The following is a 22,389-nucleotide window of genomic DNA, read 5'->3' as shown; positions in this document are numbered from 1 at the left end:
CGACATCAATTAAATCAAAATAAGCCAAAAAAAGTAAACATCCGAAAGAGAAGTTATTATTTTAATTTCTTCGCCCTAAAAAGCATAAAACAACCAAATTCTTTTAATAATAAAATACTAAAAGCTACGCTATTATTTAGACTTGCAATTACTATTTTAACTATTTCTTTTAGGAGCAGAAAAATTAGGTATTTTCGGCTGGCATTGGTCCCGCTATTCACTACACACGAGCGATAGCGAACTGACGAAGTAATCTCTTGTACTTCTCGTCTTTTGGGACGAGACAGTACAAGAGGATTTTCGCTTTCATCCTACCGTCTGGACACATCTTTTTATAGGCCACAGATGACGCGGATTGAACGGATTTACACAGATAAATTTGTTGTTTTTAAAAAAATGTATTGAAAAAAACATAAGTTTTACAAATAATATTTTTAGTATGCAACCAAAAAATCAGCGATAATCTGTCTAATCCGCGTTATCTGCGTGCCATTTTTAATATAAAATATTTGTGTCCAGACGGTAGGCTTCCATCGGGGCTAAAAAGAGGCATTTTACCCTTTTGCCATCATTCAAAAAATAATTAGTTCTGGATTATAAACAAAAAAACAGCTCTTTTAGAGCTGTTTTTTTGTTTCGAAGTAATGCCGTTAAAACTATCCAATTAATTAACCGTAACCACATTTTCGTTTTCCATTTTCAAGTCCCCTTTGTAAACCTCGGCTATAGACTTTCTCGATAGTGTAGAAGCTTCTTTGGCAACCACAATTTCGTGGGTTACTTTCTTTTGGCTCGTTTCTACTTCCAGGAAGTAAGTCCCTTCAGGAAATTCCTCAAGGCTGTAGGTTTTCATAATTCCATCTGTACCGGTAACTTTTTCAGAATAGATCAAAGTATGTTCTTTATCATAAATAGCCACATTGGCCTTTTGGATCCCATTTACCGAAAAACAAATTTCCTTACCGGTTGCTTTTTTCACATTTAGCAAAAAATCACCTCCTATTGCGTGAGCGCCCATCGTGGTCATCGCCACCAATACTATCAGACTAATTTTTAAAATCGTTTTCATGATACTCTTGTTTTAGATTAGTAATTATTTCTATTGCTAAAGTAAAACGATTATACATCCCGCAGCACAACTCCATTTTCTAATACAGATGCTATTTTAACCCTGCGAAAACGTTGTAACCACTATAAAGATAATATAGAATAGAATTGAGGTAATTGAGAATAGTTTCAAAAATCTGGTTTTCTAAAATTTTGAAAATTCTCAAAGCAATTTAAAACAAAAAACCCCTCATCATTTGATGAAGGGTTTTTAAAGAATCTGAAACAAGTTCAGATTAAAGAAAGGCAGCGGATCGATCTCGTCCCAAGACGAGGGACACGCTGCATCTATAAAAAAAATAACCCCGACTTTTCAGTCGGGGTTAACTAAAGAAAGGCAGCGACATACTCTCCCACAAAATTGCAGTACCATCTGCGCAGGCGGGCTTAACTTCTCTGTTCGGGATGGGAAGAGGTGAGCCCCGCCGCAATAACCACCTTAAGGTTGTTAGTGATTAGTGAATGGTAATTAGTGATTAGCTAATCATTAGTTACTTTTTACTAGTCACTGCTCACGTCGAGCTAATATTTTAACATACTGAGATAAAGAACATAAAAAGTTTTAGAAAGTTTCTTCTCCTCCCGTTTTGAACGGGAGGAGAGGAGTCGTACATAAGCTTACGGGTTATTAGTACTACTCGGCTATGACATTACTGCCTTTACACCTATAGCCTATCAACGTGGTCATCTTCCACGACCCTTAAAAGAAATCTCATCTTGTGGTGGGTTTCGCGCTTATATGCTTTCAGCGCTTATCCCTTCCAAACGTAGCTACTCTGCGGTGCCCCTGGCGGGACAACAGATACACTAGAGGTTTGTCCAATTCGGTCCTCTCGTACTAGAATCAGATCCACTCAAATTTCTAACGCCCACAGTAGATAGAGACCGAACTGTCTCACGACGTTCTGAACCCAGCTCGCGTGCCACTTTAATGGGCGAACAGCCCAACCCTTGGGACCTTCTCCAGCCCCAGGATGTGACGAGCCGACATCGAGGTGCCAAACCCCCCCGTCGATATGAGCTCTTGGGGGAGATCAGCCTGTTATCCCCGGCGTACCTTTTATCCTTTGAGCGATGGCCCTTCCATGCGGAACCACCGGATCACTATGCTCTACTTTCGTACCTGATCGACCTGTATGTCTCTCAGTCAAGCTCCCTTATGCCATTGCACTCTTCGCACGGTTACCAAGCGTACTGAGGGAACCTTTAGAAGCCTCCGTTACTCTTTTGGAGGCGACCACCCCAGTCAAACTACCCACCAAGCAATGTCCCCCGGTTTACGGGGTTAGGCCTCAGATAAACAAAGGGTTGTATTTCAACAATGACTCCACAACGCCTGGCGACGCCACTTCACAGTCTCCAACCTATCCTACACATCATTTATCCAAGGTCAATACTAAGCTATAGTAAAGGTGCACAGGGTCTTTTCGTCCCACTGCGGGTAAACGGCATCTTCACCGTTACTACAATTTCACCGAGCTCATGGCTGAGACAGTGTCCAGATCGTTACACCATTCGTGCAGGTCGGAACTTACCCGACAAGGAATTTCGCTACCTTAGGACCGTTATAGTTACGGCCGCCGTTTACTGGGGCTTCAATTCAATGCTTCTCCGAAGATAACATCTCCTCTTAACCTTCCAGCACCGGGCAGGTGTCAGGCCCTATACTTCATCTTACGATTTTGCAGAGCCCTGTGTTTTTGATAAACAGTCGCCTGGACCTCTTCACTGCGGCCCCGATTGCTCGGGGCGACCCTTCTCCCGAAGTTACGGGTCTATTTTGCCTAATTCCTTAGCCATGAATCTCTCGAGCACCTTAGGATTCTCTCCTCAACTACCTGTGTCGGTTTACGGTACTGGTACTAATTACCTGAAGTTTAGAGGTTTTTCTTGGAAGCCCTTAGGTACACTATCTCTTTGTCCGAAGACGCCGAGTACTATCGCATTTCACCAAGTTTTACGGATTTGCCTATAAAACCTATAGCTAGGTGCTTTAACGAACTATTCCGTCAGTTCGCGGTACTTTCATCACTCCGTCACCCCATCACAGTAATTAGTAGTACGGGAATATTAACCCGTTGGCCATCGACTGCCCCTTTCGGGTTTGCCTTAGGTCCAGACTAACCCACAGCTGATTAGCATAGCTGTGGAAACCTTAGTTTTTCGGTGTGCGGGTTTCTCGCCCGCATTATCGTTACTTATGCCTACATTTTCTTTTCCAGCCAGTCCAGCATACCTTACGATACACCTTCAACCCTGCTGGAATGCTCCCCTACCACTTACAGTAAACTGTAAATCCATAGCTTCGGTAATATGTTTATGCCCGATTATTATCCATGCTCGTCCGCTCGACTAGTGAGCTGTTACGCACTCTTTAAATGAATGGCTGCTTCCAAGCCAACATCCTAGCTGTCTGGGCAGACAAACCGCGTTCTTTCAACTTAACATATATTTGGGGACCTTAGCTGATGGTCTGGGTTCTTTCCCTCTCGGACTTGGACCTTAGCACCCAAGCCCTCACTGCAAGGAAACATTATATAGCATTCGGAGTTTGTCAGGAATTGGTAGGCGGTGAAGCCCCCGCATCCAATCAGTAGCTCTACCTCTATATAACTTATGCCTTGCGCTGCACCTAAATGCATTTCGGGGAGTACGAGCTATTTCCGAGTTTGATTGGCCTTTCACCCCTACCCACAGGTCATCCGAAGACTTTTCAACGTCAACCGGTTCGGACCTCCACACTGTGTTACCAGCGCTTCATCCTGCCCATGGGTAGATCACACGGTTTCGCGTCTAACACTACTGACTAAAGCGCCCTATTCAGACTCGCTTTCGCTACGGATCCACTACTTAATAGCTTATCCTCGCCAGCAACGTTAACTCGTAGGCTCATTATGCAAAAGGCACGCCGTCACCCCACTTAAGGGCTCCGACCGCTTGTAAGCGTATGGTTTCAGGATCTATTTCACTCCGTTATTCACGGTTCTTTTCACCTTTCCCTCACGGTACTGGTTCACTATCGGTCTCTCAGGAGTATTTAGCCTTAGCGGATGGTCCCGCCAAATTCAGACAGGGTTTCACGTGCCCCGCCCTACTCAGGATACCACTATCTATTACACTTGTTACCCATACGGGGCTATCACCCTCTATGGCATCACTTTCCAGTAACTTCCGGTTCCTTGTGCATAAAATCTCGTGGTCCTACAACCCCAACATTGCCGTAACAACATTGGTTTGGGCTAATCCGCGTTCGCTCGCCACTACTTACGGAATCACTTTTGTTTTCTTCTCCTCCGCCTACTTAGATGTTTCAGTTCAGCGGGTTTGCCCACCTATCGGTGTACTATGTCTTCAACATAGTGGGTTGCCCCATTCGGATATCTACGGATCAATCGGTGTGTGCCCGTCCCCGTAGCTTTTCGCAGCTTATCACGTCCTTCTTCGCCTCTGAGAGCCTAGGCATCCCCCATACGCCCTTATTTTGCTTATTGTACTTACGTTTTTATCCGTTTCCAGATAAAAAGCGTGTTCTTTCTACTTTTTAAATATTTTTTTATCTCAATATGTCAATGAACTTTTTCTTTTTAGAATAAAGAACACAGAGAATAGATATTAGACATTGTCTATATTCTTTTTTCTATATTCTATCTTCTTAAAGATAGTGGAGAATAACGGAGTCGAACCGTTGACCTCCTGCGTGCAAGGCAGGCGCTCTAGCCAGCTGAGCTAATCCCCCAATCTAATTATGAATTGTGAATTATGAATTATGAATGACTATTCATAAGAACTCAACTCTAGAATTTCCTTGTAAATTAAGCTTTTCAGTTTCTTTTCTAATCTTAAATCTAAAATCTAATTTCTTAAATCTAAAACCTTTAAAAAAGTAGTCCCGGGCAGACTCGAACTGCCGACCCCTACATTATCAGTGTAGTACTCTAACCAGCTGAGCTACGAGACTCTGTTTTTACTTAATTCTTTATTCTTTTAAATTAACAGCAAGAGTAATAAAATTTTAATCTCTGAAACCAAAAGTCTCTTCGTCTTCTTTCTTTGGCGTGCACTTGGCTAACACCAAAGCTCTAGAAAGGAGGTGTTCCAGCCGCACCTTCCGGTACGGCTACCTTGTTACGACTTAGCCCTAGTTACCAGTTTTACCCTAGGCAGCTCCTTGCGGTCACCGACTTCAGGCACCCCCAGCTTCCATGGCTTGACGGGCGGTGTGTACAAGGCCCGGGAACGTATTCACCGGATCATGGCTGATATCCGATTACTAGCGATTCCAGCTTCACGGAGTCGAGTTGCAGACTCCGATCCGAACTGTGACCGGTTTTATAGATTCGCTCCTGGTCGCCCAGTGGCTGCTCTCTGTACCGGCCATTGTAGCACGTGTGTAGCCCAAGGCGTAAGGGCCGTGATGATTTGACGTCATCCCCACCTTCCTCACAGTTTGCACTGGCAGTCTCGTTAGAGTTCCCGACATGACTCGCTGGCAACTAACAACAGGGGTTGCGCTCGTTATAGGACTTAACCTGACACCTCACGGCACGAGCTGACGACAACCATGCAGCACCTTGTAAATTGTCTTGCGAAAGATCTGTTTCCAAACCGGTCAATCTACATTTAAGCCTTGGTAAGGTTCCTCGCGTATCATCGAATTAAACCACATGCTCCACCGCTTGTGCGGGCCCCCGTCAATTCCTTTGAGTTTCAGGCTTGCGCCCGTACTCCCCAGGTGGGATACTTATCACTTTCGCTTAGCCACTGAAATTGCTCCCAACAGCTAGTATCCATCGTTTACGGCGTGGACTACCAGGGTATCTAATCCTGTTCGCTACCCACGCTTTCGTCCATCAGCGTCAATCCATTAGTAGTAACCTGCCTTCGCAATTGGTATTCCATGTAATCTCTAAGCATTTCACCGCTACACTACATATTCTAGTTACTTCCTAATAATTCAAGTCTAGCAGTATCAATGGCCGTTCCACCGTTGAGCGATGGGCTTTCACCACTGACTTACTAAACCGCCTACGGACCCTTTAAACCCAATGATTCCGGATAACGCTTGGATCCTCCGTATTACCGCGGCTGCTGGCACGGAGTTAGCCGATCCTTATTCTTACGATACCGTCAAGACATTACACGTAATGTTGTTTCTTCTCGTACAAAAGCAGTTTACAATCCATAGGACCGTCATCCTGCACGCGGCATGGCTGGTTCAGGCTTGCGCCCATTGACCAATATTCCTCACTGCTGCCTCCCGTAGGAGTCTGGTCCGTGTCTCAGTACCAGTGTGGGGGATCTCCCTCTCAGGACCCCTACCCATCGTTGCCATGGTAAGCCGTTACCTTACCATCTAGCTAATGGGACGCATGCTCATCTTTTACCGTTGGAACTTTAATAGCTGATTCATGCGAAACTGCTATACTATGAGGTATTAATCCAAATTTCTCTGGGCTATCCCTCTGTAAAAGGTAGATTGCATACGCGTTACGCACCCGTGCGCCGGTCTCTAGTTCCGAAAAACTATACCCCTCGACTTGCATGTGTTAAGCCTGCCGCTAGCGTTCATCCTGAGCCAGGATCAAACTCTTCATCGTATATTGTTTAAGTCTTACGACTTGTTTTATATTTCGACTCCGATTCTAGTGGTTTTAATTCAAATCTCTCGATTCTATTACTCTTATTTTATTTGTCTCGTCTTTTGGACGAGACGGCTGTCAATTCAATATGTCTACGAACGTATATTCCTTTTTTCGCTTTTCGTTTGTCTCTCAAAGCGGGTGCAAAAGTAGTATTTTCTTTTTAACTGGCAAGAACTTATTGAAGTTTTTTTGAAAATTTTTATTTTCGTTTTTCTTCTCGTTTTCTTATCAGCCTGTCAAAGATCATTGCATGTTTTGCGGGGTGCAAAAATAAACTACTCTTTTAAATCTCACAAGCTTTTTTTAAATCTTTTTTGAAAATAAATTTCCAATTTGATTTGTTATACTTGTCAGTCTTTCCAAGAGCGCCATCGCTGTTGCGGGTGCAAAAGTAGCTAGTTTATTCGTTTAAACAACACCTTTTCTAAACTTTTTTATATTTATTTTTTAAAACTCTGATAACCTTAATTTTACAAAACCCTTTTTTTTAAAATCTTTCCGCTTTTTGGCGTGACAGACCCGTTTTACTGCAAACAACACTACGCTTATCTATATATTGTTCCTTTTTAACACACTGACTTATGCAGATTTTTTCTTGATTCCCTTATACTTCTTCGATCTTTTACTCCTTTGCAAGCCTAAATCGCTCACGAAGATGCCAAGACGCAAAGGAAAACCTGCATTGGGTTCTTTTAAAAAAGCATCCTTCGGATACCTTTATACTTTATACTATATATGTATTGATTTCTTTCTGATGAAATACTACTGCCCTGAGCCCCGATAGTAGCGGAAATCCTTGTGGACCGGGGTTCGGTTCACAAGATTGCAACGGATAGCGGGAAAGAGCTCCTGAAAATTTAGATCACTTTAATCGAAACGGATTGCTTTGACCGGGGAGATTTTGGTTATTATATAGGAAGGAATTAATAATACTAAAGCACAAATTGTAACAGTCATTAAATTTAGAGCCAAAATATACCCCACATTTAAACAAACCGGTGCTTGATTTACATAATAATTCTCGGGATTAAGCTGAATAATTCCGAAATGCTGCTGGATTAATAACAGTGAGATTCCAATTAAGTTACCCCAACACAACCCTCTTACAATAAGATAAAATGCATTGTAAAGAAATATTTTTCTAACAGACCAATTGTCGGCCCCTAATGCTTTTAAAATACCAATCATTTGTGTTCGTTCGAGAATAAGAACCAAGAGAGCAACAACCATATTTATCGTCGCTACAAGTATCATTACAACCAATATAACAATAATGTTAAAATCAAAAAGCTGTAACCACTCAAATATATAACTGTATTTTTCGATAATTGTTTTGCTATCCAGTGTGGAGGACGTTTTTTTATAAACCTGATCACCGGTTTCTTTTATGGCATTAAAATCTTTCACAAAGACCTCAAAAGCACCAATTTGATTTGGAGTCCACTTATTAATTCGCTGTATGTGTCGAATATCACCTATTATATATGTAGCATCGAATTGTTGAAATCCAGAATTGAAAATCCCTGCAATTTTAAATCTTCGGACATTTGGCAATTGGTTTTGATTTTCTTTTACAAAAAAAGTATTGAAAGAATCACCCACTTTCAAATTCAACCTATTTGCAAGAAATTGAGAAATCAGCACTTCTTGAGTTATATTCTTAGAAAAAACCGGTATTTTTCCAGAAACGATATACTCCTTCAGATTCTCCCATTGATAATCACTACCAACCCCTTTGAAAATTACCCCTTCAAAAGCCGACTCAGTTCTGATTATACCAGTTTTACTAGCTATTGCCTGAATATGTTCTACTCCCGAAACGGAATTGAATTTTGGATAAAAATCCTGATTTTTTGAAATAGGCTGTAATGTTATTTCAGATTGATTATTATCGTAGTTTGAAATTATGATATGGCCATTGAAAGCAGAAATCTTTTCTCTTATTTTATTTTGCAGACCAATCCCTGTTGCTACGGAAACAATCATCATAATCATTCCGATAGCGATTGCAGATATTGCAATATTTATTATAGGTGCCGATATACTGCTTTTATAATCCTTTGCAGTAATAAGTCTTTTAGCAATAAAATATTCTAAATTCAAATTGATTTATTTTGAGAAACCGAACAAATATACATAAAGTTTTACTTAGGATTTTGTTAATCGATTTGGTTAGCTCCAATTTAACAATCTCACTTAATTAAAGCGGCAACTTCTTTTTCATTTCTTCCACTATATTAAAAGCAGCCGGACAAATTGCAATATTTTTAAGCGTTAAATCAGTAATTTGTTGAAATTTCTTTCTGTCAGTATGTGGGAACTCCCGACAGGCTTTTGGACGCACATTATAAATAAAACACATATTATCACTGTCCAAAAAACTGCATGGCAAACTTTGCAGCACATAATCTTTATCTTCATCAATACGCAAATATTGCTCGATAAACTGCTGTGGTTTTTGCTTTAAAAATTTAGATATACGCTCAATATCTGCCAAAGTAAATAACGGACCTGTAGTTTTGCAGCAATTAGCACATTTTAAACAATCTGTTTTTTTGAATTCGGCATCGTGAATGTCCTGCATTACATAATCCAAATTTTTAGGCGTCTTCTTTTTTAACTTATCAAAATACTTTTTGTTTTCGATATGCTTATCTTTGGCAAGTTTTCCTAATTCGTTTAAAGCTGGTTTCAAATCCTAAATTTGTTTATGATTTCGCAAAAGTACTAAACTTTAAACTCGGAAATTTAAACTTGAAACTAATTTTTATGAAAGACCTTTTCGGAAAAGCTATACTCGATTATCAAACCAACAACCAACCAGAAGACTTAATCACGGAAACATCAATTTCGGAAGAAGACCAAATGAGCGTAGCTTACCTTTTTAGGAATTATGACGAGATGCCAAAAATTGAGCAAAAAGCGTTGCAACTGGCAAAAGGAAAAATACTTGATGTAGGGTGTGGTGCGGGAAGTCATAGTCTTACATTGCAAAATGACAGAAAACTTGATGTTACCTCAATTGATATTTCAGAAAATGCAATTCAAGCCTGCAAATTACGCGGTCTAAATAATGCTTTTGTGCAAGATATTTTAACTTTAAAAAACGAAAAATTCGACACTATCTTACTTTTAATGAATGGAACAGGAATTTTTGGCACTTTAAAAAAAACTCCCGAATTTCTTCAAAAACTAAAATCCTTATTAAATCCTAAAGGACAAATTTTGATTGACAGTTCCGATATTATTTATATGTTTGATCAAGATGAAGACGGAGCTTTCGAAATTCCAGCCAATGGTTATTATGGAGAATTGGAATTTACAATTAGTTATAAAAAAGAAAAAGAAGATCCATTTCCTTGGCTTTATCTCGACTACAATACGCTTCAAAACGCAGCTCATACAAATGGACTTCAATGCGAATTAATTCTTGAAGGAGAACATTACGATTATTTAGCCAAACTTTTTATTTAAAAAAAGACAAATTAACGAAGACACCGCCCTAACTATTAAAACAGAAAAAGCCAAATATTTAAAAATATTTGGCTTTTAAATTTATAATTAAACTTTAATTAAGATTACAAATTAACCCTGACCAGCTACTTTGATGGGTAACTCGTAAAGAACCCTTACTTTCTTCCCTCCAAGTTCACCTGGAGACCATTTTGGAGACATCAACATTACTCTTTTTGCTTCAACTCCCGTTCCTTCTCCAAGATCTTTCACAACTTTAATATTAGTGATCGAACCATCAGTTTCAATAATAAAAGCAACTTTAAGAGTACCACCATATCCTTCATAATCGGTTAGCTTAAAATTTTTAGCAATAAAAGCTAATAAATTATTATATCCACCTGGAAATTCTGGCCTAACTTCAACATCATCGTAGTTAAAAGGGGCATCATCAACGATTGTGGCAGTTACCTGACCAGAGGCAAAATTCACAACAAATAAAACAATCAATAAAAGTAAATTTTTCTTCATAAGTTATTTTTTATAATTAAGTTATTTATAAAATAAAATAAGGTAGGTTATTTTAGTAAATATATAAAAAAAACAATGTATAAAAACTAAATACACAAAAATAAGTTAATTAAATTACCACATCTTTATAAAGAAAAATAACCAATTGTTTTTTAGATAGTTACAAACCACCTTTAAAGTTCATAAATAATAAATAACAAGAAAAAACTTCTTAAAATATTGAATTAAAAAACACAAAGTAAGTTTTATTGTATATTTCATAAAATAAAAAATAAAAACCTACAATTCATAACACTTTAATTATAAACCAAAGAGAGAAAAGCTAAAAAGAAAACATACCGACATTGCACAAAAAGCATTTACTAATTGCACTAAAATCAATCAAATAAGAGGAGAAAATTTAAGGTATATTAAGATACTTATGTGTTTGAAGTGACACACGCCATTTTGGGTTATTCATGACATAATCAACTATTAAAGAAGTCATTTCCTCTTTTTTACTCCATTCTGGTTGAAGAAAAAGAATTGCTTTTGAATTTACTTTTTCAGCTTGTTCTTCAGCAAAAATGAAATCGTGTTTATTGTATATAATAACCTTGAGTTCGTCAGCATTATCATAAGCAGTTTGAGTCGGTAGCTTATTTTTCTTTGGAGAAAGACAAATCCAGTCCCAATCTCCACTTAAAGGGTAAGCACCGGAAGTTTCAATATGAACTTTCAAATTATTCAGTTTTAATTTTTGAGTCAAAGGCTCCATGTCCCACATCAAAGGCTCTCCACCAGTTACAACTATTGTATTTGCATATTTGGCAGCATTGTCAACTATTAAATCAATTTTCGTAGGAGGATGCAACTCAGCATTCCAGCTTTCCTTAACATCACACCAATGACAACCAACATCACAGCCACCAACTCTAATAAAATACGCAGCAGTTCCCGTATGAAAACCTTCCCCTTGAATTGTGTAAAACTCTTCCATAAGAGGAAGCATATTCCCTTTATTAACTTCTAATTGAACTTCTTTAGATAACATTATATTAATTTAGGTCACAAAGGTAATCAAATAAAAGAAAAGTCAAGAAATATAGCCATAGGTTAACTTTTAAAAAGTCAAAAAGAAAAAAAGGCAACCATTTCTGATTGCCTTTCCAAATTTATCTTTGATAATCTTTATTTCAATGCTTTAATTGAATTAAGTGCGTATTCATTTGTTGGATCAATAGCTAATGTTTTATTGAAATACTCTTTTGCTTTTGCTTTATCAGTATTAGCATAACTGGCGGCAGAAGTATTATAACTTTCTATGATCTTTTTAACAGTTGCTGGTTTAGCAAGTTCCTCTGGACCTTTTTCTGTAACAACTCTCACAAAATCATCATAATACTTAATAGTCATAGCATCATTCTCCATCAAACTATTAGTTCTAGCTCTATACAAATAAGCGTCTTGCGTTTTTGGAGAAGCCTCAATTACAGCGCCATAAGCTGAATCAGCAATCTGCAATGCAGCTAAATCAGGCTTCACAACATCTTTTCTAGTATTATCAAAATAGATACTGTTTCCTAAATAGAAATTATCCAAAACAAAGTTTTTAGATTCTTTATTAGTAACGGCGATTTGATATATAGCAGCTGCTTGTTTGAAAGCTTTTTGCTCATATAATTTCTTTCCTATCTCACTAATATTCATCGCCAATCCATTAGCATCCATTTCAGCAGATTTCTTAACATCAAGAATAGCATTATCAAACAATGCAGTATCAATAGTCTTACCATCTTCACTTACAGCTTTTTTGATCTTAGCAAATCCCAAAGTTTGATAATCCAAGCCAATCACTTTATTGGTAGGCACAGCAACGAAGCTTTCTAAAGATTTAATTGCCACATCATAGTTTCCGTTTTGATAAGCTGAATAACCTAAATAACGCATGATTCTAGGATTCACCTTATCCAATTCAATCATTTTATTCGCTTCAGTTTCTAAAGCTTTGTACTCTCCTGCAAGAACCAAAAAGTCAGCATGACGCATTCTAGAACTAATTGAATAATCCGTCAATGACAAATATTTTTCATAATTAGTAAGTGCCTTTTCAACATAAATTCTATATTTTGAAGGCTCATTTCTACCCCACAGATAATAGGTTTCTGCTAATTCACGATAAACAGGGCCGTAATTTGCATCAATAGCAATAACTTCATCAAACGCTTTTATTGCTTCGGTATAAGCTTTTGCACCTTTAAGCAAAACTCCTAATTGCATTTTTGCTCTAAGCAAAGTATTGTCAGCATTGTAAGCTTTACGGTAAGACGAATACGCTTCATTTTGATTTTTATCCCCGAAATAAGCGTTACCAAAAGCCAGGTTCAATTGTGCATCTTCTGGATTTACCAATTTAGCTCTATTCAAATATTCAAGCGCTTTTTTATAATCAGGTTTTGTCGAAATGGTATAAGCACGCCCAATATAGATCAACTCTTCAATATCCTTCTTTTTTAAATCTTTTGTTGCCAAAGCAAACTTTTCTTCAGCTCCAGATACATTTCCATTGTCTAATTCAATCAAACCTAAACCAATATTATTCAGTCTTGCACCTTCACTACCAGCAAGTCCTTTTTGGTAATAAATTTTCGCAGAATCAGCATTATTCTGCAATAAATAAACATTTCCTAAATAAAAATCAGCTGAACCATTAGCTGGTTTAGCATTTATTATAGATTTTAAAATTTTCTTTGCACTTTCAAATTGCTCAGCATCAATAGCCTTTTTTGCTTGGTTAAGATCTTGCGCTCGGCTAGTTGTTACAACTGCCAATAATGCAATACTTAAAACTTTAACTTTATTCATTTTTTTTAAATTAATTTATTTATTTCTTTTCATTTTCCGTCTCACCGTGGACTACGTGCAATCTTCTTGGAGGCACTTTATACGGAAGCAAACCAGATTTTAAAACTATTCTTTGTCCGATATCTCCAGCAGCAAACGAAGCAATACCCATTCCCAAACCAGATGTTCCTTGACAGTTCACAATATACAAGTCTCTCAATAAAGGATAAGTACCTTCTGCAAAATCATTTTGTGATGGTGAATAATATTTAGTTCCTTTTAAACCTTTAACACTTAACACATTTATTTTGCTTATAACCGACTCCATTGAAGACTCAGGCTGTAACAACCAGTTTACACCAACAACTCCTATCATTCCATCGTTTTCCGAAACAAACTTCAAAACTTCATTATTGGTTTTCAAACTGTACACATCTTTACCGGACAAAGCATTTACTCCAGCTAAATTATTAATGTAACTAACAGTGCTTGAATTAGGATTGTCAAATACAATTCCTTTAATCCTTGAATTTCTCTCTCCTTTTATAAAACCAATTACATCTTTCAACGCAATTAAAGTATCATTATTTGATTTATTTGAAACAAAAGCAACTCCATCTATAGCAAATTTAGTTATTTTAGGAATTATTTTTTTTTGTTCGAATAACTTTAACTCTTTTTTTGTCAGATCCCTAGCAAGAACTGCAATTTTAGCTTTGTTATTGAACAAAGAATTTAATACTTCAGATTCTGATTTGGAAATCAACGAAAACTTAGCATCATATTTACTTTCAAAAACCATTACTTCGTCTTCCACTATAGGCATTACAGTTTCATCTACATAAATGGTAGCTTTACCTTTTAAAATAGTTTCCACATCTGTACCTTCGTTTTCATTTTTTTTACAACTAAAAAAAATGAAAACAACCGATACTAAAATCAAATAGTTTTTAAATCCTGACATACCTAATCTTCTTTATTAGCATTATAAACTCGAAAGAAACGAATAATCGAATATGTAATTAAAACAATTCCAAGCGCGATCCTATATTGCATTTCCATTTTAAATGGAAATTTTTTCCAAAAAATCACCATCACGCCTAAAAAAAAGTAACCGCAAAAAACCAAAACCGTTATAACAAGAAGAAATCGCTCAATAAGCGATTTCTTCTTCAAATTATTAAATAAGTTATTTAACATTATTCAGCAGATTGAATAGTAATAGGAAGAGAATATAATACTCTTACTTTTTTACCATTTTGCTCACCTGGGATCCATTTTGGACATTTATTCAAAACTCTAATTGCCTCTTTTCCAGTTCCATAACCTATATCTCTTACAACTTTGATATCAGTTAATGACCCGTCTTTTTCAACAACGAAAGTTACATAAACTTTTCCTTTAAGACCTTCCTCTTCTGGAGCTTGATAATTTTTACCAACGAAAGCATAAAATTTCTCAATACCCCCTGGGAATTCAGGTTTTTGTTCAATTCCAGCCAATGAGTGAACACTAGTATCTTCCTCAATAACTTCTTGAACTACTGGCCCATTTCCAACAGGCTCATCTACAGTAAGCTTTGCGTTTGGATCACCTTTAACATTTTCCTTACCAATATTTTTATCTTTGATATCTTCGATTTTTGGCGGATCCTCAGTAACCTCGTCTGCTTTAGCAACAACCGGTTTCACAAATTTAACCTGCTCAACCCTAGGAGGAGGAGGTGGTGGTGGTGGAAGATTTTTAATCTCCTCCACTTTCTTCTTCGGAGGCAACTTCACTGCAACAATCTTCTTGTCCAAACTAGCATCATCATCTCCGCCTTTTGGCAAGTGACTCGCTATAAGTGGAGCCGCAATCGCAAGACTAAAAACAATGCTACCAATGATAAGAGCCTTCGTAGAAGTTTTACGATTCGTTTTTCTAAGCTCATAAGCTCCGTAGAGTTTATTACGCCCTTCAAAAACGATTTCTATCCATTGATTTTTTATTAAATCTAATTTCATTTTTTATAATTATTAGGTTATTAGCAAAAAAGATTTCTCTATTACTTTGCTTCTAACAATTTTTGTTCTTCAGGAGAAAAATCATTTACAATTGCATAAGTATCTACCCCAACAATTGCCATTTCATCCAAAACGTCAACCAAATTGCGATAAGTTGATTTTTTGCTTGGTTTGATAATAACAATAATACCTTGTTTTGGTTTATTTATAGAAATACAATACTGTTTTATCGATTCTTTTCTGGAAATTAGCTCCTTACGGATACCCTCTTTTCCATATGTAAAGTCTTTAGGTGCCCCCCCATCAACAGGAGTGGCCAGCATACCCACATATCTCACTAATTTTCCTTTGTCTCCAAGCAAAATAGTCATAGTACGATGCTCATCAACCTTTACATTTGTATCAGTCGCATTATCCTCATCTTTACTTGGTAAAGTAAGATCCATCGATTGAGGTTTAGACAAGGTAGTAGTAAGCATAAAGAACGTGATCAATAAGAAAGCTAAATCCACCATGGCAGTCAAATCTACTCTACCACTTGCTTTTTTACTTCTTACCTTGCCACCACCTTTTTTGCCACCGCCACCGTCGCCGGTATTTAATTCAGCCATTTTTTAGTGTGTCTTTTTTAATTAAAAATTCTTCCCTCTTAAACCTGTCACCAAGCTAAAATTATTGACTTTCTGATCCTGTAACATATCCATAATTTGTCTAATCGCTGGATATTGTTCTTTAGCATCACCTTTAATCGCAAATTGCAATTCTTTGTCTTTAACCTCAATATTAGCTTTACGAGCATATAAAACCCAATCTTTCAATTGATTATCCAACGAATCTTTAGGTATTCCAGGCTGTCCTGCTTTGTTTCTGTCAGCACTTTTCATATCCAAAATTTGCTTTAAACTTTGAATTGGCACTCCAAAACTTTCCATCAAAGCAAATTTTTCTTTATCCTCTTCTGAAAAAGGCACATTGTATTTTTCACTCATCAATTCAAGCGTTCTTTTACGAACTTCTCTATCTTTTAAGTCAAAGAATACAGCATTTTTTCCATTCACTTTACCAATTGTTAAAGTTGACAAATCTGTTGCTGGCAATTTTGTTTGCACAGTAGATTGCGGCGTATCAACAGGTAATACTTCAGGAACTTTAGCAGTGGCAGTCAAAATAAAGAACGTTAGCAAAAGGAACGCTACGTCACACATTGCCGTCATATCGGTATGTGTTGACTTCTTTTTCATTTTTATTTTAGCCATTATTTATGTCTATTATTTTGATAAATTTTTATTATCAAAAATTAATTATTGTTTTAAACTTCCTCTGAAATGTCTGTAAGTATTAACGATTGTAGTTCCAGCCTCATCAATAGAGTAAGTTAAATCGTCAATTTTTGCAGTAAAGAAATTGTATGCAATAATTGCTGAAAACGAAGTAGATATACCTGTAGCCGTGTTAATCAAAGCCTCAGAGATACCAACTGCAAGAGCAGCTTGGTCAGGAGTACCAGCAGTTGCCAAAGCACCAAACGCTTTAATCATCCCCGATACAGTTCCTAACAGTCCTCCAAGTGTACCTAAAGATACCAAAGTAGAAATAATCGTCATATTTTTCTCCAACATTGGCATTTCAAGAGAAGTAACTTCTTCAATTTCTTTGTGAATTACTTCAGAAGCTTCTTCACTATTGAATCCTTCTTTTTTAACATCTTGGTATTTTACCAATGCAGATTTAATAGCATTTGCAACAGAACCTTGTTGCTTATCACAAGTAGCAATAGCACCATCAATATCACCAGATTTGATACTTCCTTGAACTGCTTTCATGAATTTATCTAAATTACCTTTACCGGCAGCTTTTGAAATAACAAAAAATCTCTCAAGAGAGAACACAATAACCATTAATAACATACCTAATAACACTGGTACAATAACTCCTCCTTTGTAAACCTGCCCTAATGTATTTAATGGATGCCCTTTTTCAGTATCTCCTCCTTCAAAGTTTGAAGGATCCCCCATCACTTGAGACCAAATCAACCAACCTACAAAAATACATAATGCAATAATAATTCCTGAAACCATTCCTCCACCATTCGAAGAGCTTTCTTTTTTAACTTTAACGTTTGCCATTTTTTTTAAATTTTAAATATTTATTTTAGTTTTAATAAACTTGTATAGGAGCAAATTTAATTTTTTAGTTGAAATAAAAAAACTTTTTTTTTGCTAATCGCGTAATTTATTTTGTTATCAAAACATATCTCCACTATTTTTTAAGAATAATTGAAGATTTTCTGCAATGAATCATTCTAAAACGTTAAAAAAAAATGCAATTTTGACCATTCTTAATATTTTATTTCAAAAAATACTTATGTTCAAAAAGACAATAATATGTACAATTCAATAATATTTGTGATATTTTTTTAAAGAAAACACTTGCTTATTCATTCAAAAAAAATCAATATCTTAGCAATAGACATTAATATTTAACAAGAAATGGGCAAAAAAGAAAATTTTATTCAGTTAATAAACGAAGGCTATCTGTCACACGGAGAAAGCATAACACTAGGTGGAGCCATTCTTGATGGCGAAACATTGCCTGACACATACGTTAAAATTCCGCTTAAGACATTAAATAGACACGGGCTAATTGCTGGCGCTACAGGAACTGGAAAAACAAAAACAATCCAAGTTCTTTCAGAACAGCTCTCTTCATTTGGCATTCCTGTATTAATGATGGACATAAAAGGTGATTTCAGTGGGGTTGCAAAAGAAGGCGAAGAAAAAGACTTTATAAAGGAACGTCACTCCAAATTGAACATTCCTTACTCCGTTTCTAGTTTTCCCGTGGAATTAATGACTCTTTCTAAACAGGAAGGCGTTCGTCTGCGCTCAACAGTTTCTGAATTTGGCCCTGTTCTTTTCTCTAGGATTTTAGATTTGAATGATACACAAGTCGGAGTTGTTTCGATTATATTCAAATATTGTGATGACAATAAAATGCCTTTATTGGATTTAAAAGACATCAAAAAAGTCATCAATTTTATTACTAACGAAGGAAAAGACGAAATCGAAGAAAGTTATGGCAAAATATCAACTTCGACTACAGGAACTATTCTAAGAAAAATAATCGAACTCGAACAACAAGGCGGTGATTTGTTTTTTGGTGAACTTTCTTTTGAAATTGACGACTTGTTTCGCCTTGACGAAAATGGAAAAGGTTATATTAATATAATACGGCTCACTGATATTCAGGACAAACCTAAATTATTCTCTACTTTCATGTTGAGTTTACTTGCCGAAATATACCAGCAAATGCCCGAGAAAGGAGACGCTGACCAACCTGAATTAGTTATTTTCATAGACGAAGCCCATTTGATTTTTAATGAAGCCAGCAAGGCATTATTAGAACAAATAGAGACCATCGTAAAATTAATTCGTTCCAAAGGAATTGGCGTTTATTTTATTACCCAAAATCCCATGGATATTCCAAGTGGCGTTTTGGCACAACTAGGATTAAAAATTCAACACGCTCTAAGAGCATTTACGGCGAATGACAGACAAGCAATTAAACAATCGGCAGACAATTATCCAACAACCGAATATTACAAGACAGACGAAGTATTAACGAGTCTTGGAATTGGTGAAGCTTTTGTGACAGCATTAAGCGAAAAAGGAATTCCAACACCACTTGTAGCAACAATGATGCGAGCACCCATGAGTCGAATGGACATTTTAACTGATAACGAAATTGAAGAAATCAATGCCAATTCCAAATTAGTTAAAAAATACAACGAAGTCCTTGATCGCGAAAGTGCTTATGAAATGCTTACCAAAAAAATTGAAACCGCTCAAGAAACAACGACTGCTACCGAAGAAAAAAAGAAAGAAAGCAATGAACCCAGCACAGCAAGTATTGTAACAAAATCAGTTTTGAAGGTTGTTACAAGTGCCACATTTATTAGAGGAGCTTTTGGAATACTTTCAAAAATGTTTAAAAAATAATTTTCAATGAAAAACATCTTCAAACTTTTTGTTTTTGTCGTGCTCCTTAACAGTTGTACTCAAAAAACTAAACCAATTAACTTAACGTATGTCAAGTTGGAAATTGTTAAAGCTGAAAAAGATTTTGAAAAATTAGTTAGTCAAAAAGGAATAGCAGAAGGATTTTATCAATTTGCAGATTCAAACGCGGTTATCAAAAGAGAACGTGATACGTTAATCATTGGCAAAAACAATATCAAAAACTATTATCTAAAACCAAAATACCAAAACGCAACAATAACTTGGACTCCTGAATCGGTTACCGTTTCCAATGGTGGTGATATGGCTTCAAGCTATGGCAAATATATATGGACTTCAAAAGATGCCTCAGGAAAAGAACAAGTTTCAAAAGGTGTTTTTCATACTGTTTGGAAAAAACAAAAAGACGGCTCCTGGAAATATATTTGGGATTGATTTTCCTTTTCCCGACCAATCCCTACAAGGTTAAATCTCAATCCTTTTATTAGTCTAAACTTAAAAAATCATGAAGCATATTTCAAAAGAAACCATTTTGCAAATGGATAAAATTGAGAAATTAAATTTAATTAATTCATGTACTGGATTTAAGTCAGCCAATTTAATAGCCACAAAATCAATAGAAGGTAATACCAATGTCGCCATATTTAGCAGTGTCACACACTTAGGGAATAGCCCGTCGCTAATAGGTTTTATTCTTCGTCCAACTACGATTCCAAGAGATACATATAAAAACATAATGGAAACCGGTTATTTCACGGTAAACCATATTACAATCGACATGATTGCCGATGCACACCACACATCAGCTAATTATGATTATGGAACCTCAGAATTTAACAAAACCAATCTGGAAGAAGAATACAAAGAAGGTTTTACTATCCCATTTGTAAAAGGAAGCCCGGTACAACTCTATTGCAAATTTGTCAACGAATACCTCATTAAGGAAAATGATACTATTCATATAATAGCTTCTATCGAGCATATTTTTTTCGATGAAACATTAGAACATAAAGACGGTTGGTTACAATTAGACAAAGGAAATATAGTTGCCGTAAATGGTGTTGACGGTTATTTTTTACCTAAACTAATTGATCGTTTTCAACCTGCCCAACAAGATGTACCAACTAAATCATTTAAAAAAGACAGGGAATAAAAAAAAGGGAATAGCAATTATAACTCCCGTCTTTTTATTTTTCTAAAATTCCTGCCTTTAAAATTTGCCCAAAATGATACATATCTTCGTAAGAGGTATATAAAGGAACTGGTGCTAATCGGATAACATTGGGTTCTCGCCAATCTGTAATTACGCCATTTTTCATTAAATAATCAAACAGACTTCTCCCTTCGCCATGAAGGAAAACAGATAATTGACAGGCTCTTTCCACAGGATTAGTTGGTGTAATAATTTCAAAAGAACCGCTTACTTCTTTACTTATTTCGTTCAGAATGAATTCTAAATAGGAAGTAATTTTATCTCTTTTAAGGATTAATTGGTCCATTCCGATCTCGTCAAACATTTCGACAGAAGCTAAATATGGAGCCAATGAAAGTATTGGCAAATTGCTTACTTGCCATCCTGCCGCTCCTTGTACCGGATCAAAAACAGGTTCCATTTTGAATCGGCGTTCTTTATTATGTCCCCACCAACCGGCAAATCTTGGCAATTCTTTGTTATTATGATGCTTTTCGTGGACAAAACAACCTGAAGCATTTCCGGGACCTGAATTCATATATTTATAACTGCACCATGCAGCAAAATCAACATCCCACTCGTGCAACTCCAATTTTATATTTCCGGCGGCATGAGCCAAATCCCATCCAACATAAGCCCCTTGTTTGTGGCCTGCTCCGGTAATCGTTTTCATGTCAAAAACCTGACCTGTATAATAGTTGACACCACCAATTAAAACCAAAGCTAACTCCTCTCCAACTTCTTCAATTTTTGCCAAAATATCTTCTAGTCGGATGTTGTGTTCACCTTCACGACGCTTGATTTCAACAATAACATCTTCGGGTTTATAGCCATGAAAATTCACCTGACTTTGAAACATATACTGATCAGAAGGAAATGCTTTTTCTTCGCAAATGATTTTATAACGTTTTGCTGTTGGTCTGTAAAAGGATACCATCAACAAATGAAGATTAATCGTTAATGTGTTCATCACAGTAATTTCAGAGGGCAAAGCCCCGACTAATTTACTTAACGGATTAGCAAATCGTTCCTGATAATCCCACCAAGGTTTCTCTGCATAAAAATGACCTTCGACAGCGAGATTTGCCCAATCGTTCATTACTTCATCAACGTACTTTTTGGTTCTTTTTGGTTGTAATCCCAAAGAATTTCCTGTAAAATAAATAACCTTTTTATCATTGACTTTTGGAAAAATAAACTCTTCTTGATACTTATTCAAATGATCTTCCGAATCGAGTTGCTGTGCAAATTCTAAGGTGTTTTTGAAATCCATTCTTACTTTTTTTATGTCGTAAAAATAGAAAAAGATACTAAAGAAAAAACAGCATAATGAATTAAAAATTACAATTATGCAAAAATAAAATTGTTTTCTCAGCTAATTTTACATTTAATTCATTTTTAAAAACTGTTTCCAACTGCTAAAACCGTTGGCTATGATTACGAATTCATGCTAGTGAAAAAACAACCGCAAATTCGCAAATTTTATTTGTAGTTTTGGATTTGCAATGTGACGTAACAGGTCTTAAAACTTACTAGATCTGTATGTAATACTTAACAACAATTGATTCAAAAAAAGCAAAAATGTTGATTATTAGCCCCGATAGAGCGGTTATCCTTTT

The 22,389-nt window shown here is 36.4% G+C and carries 16 protein-coding genes, 2 tRNA genes and 3 rRNA genes; 4 read left to right on the top strand and 17 right to left on the bottom strand.

The features are described 5' to 3' along the window. Positions 1-664 precede the first annotated feature (664 nt). The 8 genes from OZP12_RS04355 to OZP12_RS04320 form a co-directional block, all read right to left on the bottom strand. Positions 665-1,069, bottom strand: a complete 405-nt coding sequence (locus OZP12_RS04355; protein ID WP_281227690.1) for a T9SS type A sorting domain-containing protein — start codon at positions 1,067-1,069, stop codon at positions 665-667. A gap of 370 nt (positions 1,070-1,439) precedes the next feature. Then, positions 1,440-1,549: ribosomal RNA gene (rrf, locus tag OZP12_RS04350) — 5S ribosomal RNA — on the bottom strand. A 166-nt stretch (positions 1,550-1,715) separates the two neighbouring features. Next, positions 1,716-4,598 (bottom strand): 23S ribosomal RNA (locus OZP12_RS04345). 171 nt (positions 4,599-4,769) lie between these two features. Then, positions 4,770-4,843: transfer RNA gene (locus OZP12_RS04340), tRNA-Ala, on the bottom strand. A gap of 148 nt (positions 4,844-4,991) precedes the next feature. Beyond that, positions 4,992-5,065, bottom strand: a tRNA-Ile gene (locus tag OZP12_RS04335). 125 nt (positions 5,066-5,190) lie between these two features. Then, positions 5,191-6,704 (bottom strand): 16S ribosomal RNA (locus tag OZP12_RS04330). Together the 16S, 23S and 5S rRNA genes with 2 tRNA genes alongside form the textbook arrangement of a ribosomal RNA operon. Positions 6,705-7,616: 912 nt before the next feature. Beyond that, complete coding sequence (locus OZP12_RS04325) at positions 7,617-8,852, bottom strand: ABC transporter permease (protein WP_281227829.1); 1,236 nt, start codon at positions 8,850-8,852, stop codon at positions 7,617-7,619. A 97-nt stretch (positions 8,853-8,949) separates the two neighbouring features. Then, the gene (locus OZP12_RS04320; RefSeq protein ID WP_281227828.1) at positions 8,950-9,444 is read right to left on the bottom strand and encodes a YkgJ family cysteine cluster protein; all 495 of its coding nucleotides are present in this window, start codon (positions 9,442-9,444) and stop codon (positions 8,950-8,952) included. 74 nt (positions 9,445-9,518) lie between these two features. On the opposite strand from OZP12_RS04320, the gene OZP12_RS04315 reads away from it, so the two are divergent. After that, complete coding sequence (locus OZP12_RS04315; RefSeq protein WP_281227827.1) at positions 9,519-10,223, top strand: class I SAM-dependent methyltransferase; 705 nt, start codon at positions 9,519-9,521, stop codon at positions 10,221-10,223. Between the two features lie 111 nt (positions 10,224-10,334). On the opposite strand, the gene OZP12_RS04310 is transcribed toward OZP12_RS04315, so the two are convergent. The 8 genes from OZP12_RS04310 to OZP12_RS04275 all read right to left on the bottom strand — a co-directional run bounded on the left by OZP12_RS04310 (position 10,335) and on the right by OZP12_RS04275 (position 17,688). Then, positions 10,335-10,733: an energy transducer TonB gene (locus OZP12_RS04310; protein WP_281227826.1), complete on the bottom strand. Its 399-nt coding sequence runs from the start codon at positions 10,731-10,733 to the stop codon at positions 10,335-10,337. A gap of 400 nt (positions 10,734-11,133) precedes the next feature. Next, entirely contained in the window at positions 11,134-11,766 is a 633-nt protein-coding gene (locus tag OZP12_RS04305; RefSeq protein WP_281227825.1) for a 7-carboxy-7-deazaguanine synthase QueE, read from the bottom strand. A 137-nt stretch (positions 11,767-11,903) separates the two neighbouring features. Further along, entirely contained in the window at positions 11,904-13,577 is a 1,674-nt protein-coding gene (locus tag OZP12_RS04300; RefSeq protein WP_281227824.1) for a tetratricopeptide repeat protein, read from the bottom strand. 19 nt (positions 13,578-13,596) lie between these two features. Next, on the bottom strand, positions 13,597-14,520 hold the full coding sequence (locus tag OZP12_RS04295) for a PstS family phosphate ABC transporter substrate-binding protein (RefSeq protein WP_281227823.1): 924 nt from the start codon (positions 14,518-14,520) through the stop codon (positions 13,597-13,599). Between the two features lie 235 nt (positions 14,521-14,755). After that, a complete protein-coding gene (locus OZP12_RS04290; RefSeq protein WP_281227822.1) occupies positions 14,756-15,562 on the bottom strand; it encodes an energy transducer TonB in 807 nt (268 codons plus the stop codon). 41 nt (positions 15,563-15,603) lie between these two features. Beyond that, positions 15,604-16,173 carry an ExbD/TolR family protein gene (locus OZP12_RS04285; RefSeq protein ID WP_281227821.1) on the bottom strand — a complete coding sequence of 190 codons (570 nt, stop codon included), beginning with the start codon at positions 16,171-16,173 and terminating at the stop codon, positions 15,604-15,606. A 21-nt stretch (positions 16,174-16,194) separates the two neighbouring features. Next, positions 16,195-16,818 carry an ExbD/TolR family protein gene (locus OZP12_RS04280; protein WP_281227820.1) on the bottom strand — a complete coding sequence of 208 codons (624 nt, stop codon included), beginning with the start codon at positions 16,816-16,818 and terminating at the stop codon, positions 16,195-16,197. A 45-nt stretch (positions 16,819-16,863) separates the two neighbouring features. Further along, positions 16,864-17,688: a MotA/TolQ/ExbB proton channel family protein gene (locus OZP12_RS04275; RefSeq protein WP_281227819.1), complete on the bottom strand. Its 825-nt coding sequence runs from the start codon at positions 17,686-17,688 to the stop codon at positions 16,864-16,866. 363 nt (positions 17,689-18,051) lie between these two features. On the opposite strand from OZP12_RS04275, the gene OZP12_RS04270 reads away from it, so the two are divergent. The 3 genes from OZP12_RS04270 to OZP12_RS04260 all read left to right on the top strand — a co-directional run bounded on the left by OZP12_RS04270 (position 18,052) and on the right by OZP12_RS04260 (position 20,731). Further along, positions 18,052-19,560: a helicase HerA-like domain-containing protein gene (locus tag OZP12_RS04270; RefSeq protein WP_281227818.1), complete on the top strand. Its 1,509-nt coding sequence runs from the start codon at positions 18,052-18,054 to the stop codon at positions 19,558-19,560. A gap of 6 nt (positions 19,561-19,566) precedes the next feature. Continuing rightward, positions 19,567-20,013 carry a YybH family protein gene (locus OZP12_RS04265; protein ID WP_281227817.1) on the top strand — a complete coding sequence of 149 codons (447 nt, stop codon included), beginning with the start codon at positions 19,567-19,569 and terminating at the stop codon, positions 20,011-20,013. A gap of 70 nt (positions 20,014-20,083) precedes the next feature. Further along, positions 20,084-20,731, top strand: coding sequence for a flavin reductase family protein (locus OZP12_RS04260; protein ID WP_281227816.1), 648 nt, complete (start codon positions 20,084-20,086; stop codon positions 20,729-20,731). 34 nt (positions 20,732-20,765) lie between these two features. Here OZP12_RS04260 and kynU read toward each other — a convergent pair whose 3' ends face one another. Further along, positions 20,766-22,043: a kynureninase gene (gene kynU / locus OZP12_RS04255; RefSeq protein WP_281227815.1), complete on the bottom strand. Its 1,278-nt coding sequence runs from the start codon at positions 22,041-22,043 to the stop codon at positions 20,766-20,768. Between the last annotated feature and the right edge of the window lie 346 nt (positions 22,044-22,389).

The sequence above is a fragment of the Flavobacterium aquiphilum genome (genome assembly GCF_027111335.1).
In the GTDB taxonomy this organism is placed as follows: Bacteria; Bacteroidota; Bacteroidia; order Flavobacteriales; family Flavobacteriaceae; genus Flavobacterium; species Flavobacterium aquiphilum.
This window is presented reverse-complemented; position numbering and strand designations above follow the sequence as displayed.

Excerpts from the sequence above, each read along its gene's own strand:
- OZP12_RS04355 (WP_281227690.1), bottom strand. The coding sequence starts at position 1,069 with ATGAAAACGATTTTAAAAATTAGTCTGATAGTATTGGTGGCGATGACC.
- OZP12_RS04315 (WP_281227827.1), top strand. The coding sequence starts at position 9,519 with ATGAAAGACCTTTTCGGAAAAGCTATACTCGATTATCAAACCAACAAC.
- OZP12_RS04310 (WP_281227826.1), bottom strand. The coding sequence starts at position 10,733 with ATGAAGAAAAATTTACTTTTATTGATTGTTTTATTTGTTGTGAATTTT.
- OZP12_RS04305 (WP_281227825.1), bottom strand. The coding sequence starts at position 11,766 with ATGTTATCTAAAGAAGTTCAATTAGAAGTTAATAAAGGGAATATGCTT.
- OZP12_RS04300 (WP_281227824.1), bottom strand. The coding sequence starts at position 13,577 with ATGAATAAAGTTAAAGTTTTAAGTATTGCATTATTGGCAGTTGTAACA.
- OZP12_RS04295 (WP_281227823.1), bottom strand. The coding sequence starts at position 14,520 with ATGTCAGGATTTAAAAACTATTTGATTTTAGTATCGGTTGTTTTCATT.
- OZP12_RS04290 (WP_281227822.1), bottom strand. The coding sequence starts at position 15,562 with ATGAAATTAGATTTAATAAAAAATCAATGGATAGAAATCGTTTTTGAA.
- OZP12_RS04285 (WP_281227821.1), bottom strand. The coding sequence starts at position 16,173 with ATGGCTGAATTAAATACCGGCGACGGTGGCGGTGGCAAAAAAGGTGGT.
- OZP12_RS04280 (WP_281227820.1), bottom strand. The coding sequence starts at position 16,818 with ATGGCTAAAATAAAAATGAAAAAGAAGTCAACACATACCGATATGACG.
- OZP12_RS04275 (WP_281227819.1), bottom strand. The coding sequence starts at position 17,688 with ATGGCAAACGTTAAAGTTAAAAAAGAAAGCTCTTCGAATGGTGGAGGA.
- OZP12_RS04270 (WP_281227818.1), top strand. The coding sequence starts at position 18,052 with ATGGGCAAAAAAGAAAATTTTATTCAGTTAATAAACGAAGGCTATCTG.
- OZP12_RS04265 (WP_281227817.1), top strand. The coding sequence starts at position 19,567 with ATGAAAAACATCTTCAAACTTTTTGTTTTTGTCGTGCTCCTTAACAGT.
- OZP12_RS04260 (WP_281227816.1), top strand. The coding sequence starts at position 20,084 with ATGAAGCATATTTCAAAAGAAACCATTTTGCAAATGGATAAAATTGAG.
- kynU (WP_281227815.1), bottom strand. The coding sequence starts at position 22,043 with ATGGATTTCAAAAACACCTTAGAATTTGCACAGCAACTCGATTCGGAA.